This is a genomic window from Pseudomonas sp. RIT288 (genome assembly GCF_000631985.1).
Lineage (GTDB): Bacteria > Pseudomonadota > Gammaproteobacteria > Pseudomonadales > Pseudomonadaceae > Aquipseudomonas.
In genome coordinates this window covers 1-641 of the sequence record NZ_JFYN01000040.1, presented here as the reverse complement: position 1 = coordinate 641, position 641 = coordinate 1, and the positions used below count along the sequence as shown (strand labels likewise).

At 60.8% G+C, this 641-nt stretch carries 1 protein-coding gene; it reads right to left on the bottom strand.

Translation table 11 applies throughout. The features are described from left to right. On the bottom strand, positions 1-641 hold a 641-nt coding region (locus BW33_RS21590; RefSeq protein ID WP_047601095.1), incomplete at both ends, for an immunoglobulin-like domain-containing protein.

Genomic DNA, 641 nt, shown 5'->3' with positions numbered 1-641 from the left:
TTGCCGCCGGACGCATCCTTGATAGTGACTTCGACCTTGCCGGCGTCTTTGTAAACGTCATCGGCAGGCGCTGGAACAGTCACGGTGCCGGTAGTTTTACCCGCGTCGATGGTGATCACCGAGCCATTGCTCAGGGTCACGGTGACTGGTGTGCCCGCCGGATTGGTCAAGGTCGCGGTGTAAACGATCGAACCGCCTTCAGCGACGGAGCCAGTGGCGCTCAACGTCAGGTTGGTGGTGTCGATGGTGTCAGTCACGGTAGTGCTGACCGGCGTTTTGTCGGCGACCAGGTTTTCGTAGTTGCCACCGCTCACACCCGTGATCGAGTTGTTCAGCGGCGCCTGGCCGTTCAGCGCGTCGTTCGGTGCGGTGGTGGTGACGGTGCCGGTGGTTTTACCCACTTCGATGGTGATGGACTGACCGTTGGCCAAGGTCACGACAACCGGCGAGCCAGTCACAGGCGCACCAACGGTCGCGGTGTAAGTGACGGTGCCACCCTCGGCGACCGAGGTGTCAGCGGACAGTTTGACCGTCGAAGTGTCGATGGTATCGGTCACTTCGGTGACCGCAGGGACAGTGCTTGGCACCAGATTCTCGAAGTTGCCGCCGGACGCATCCTTGATAGTGACTTCGACCTTGCC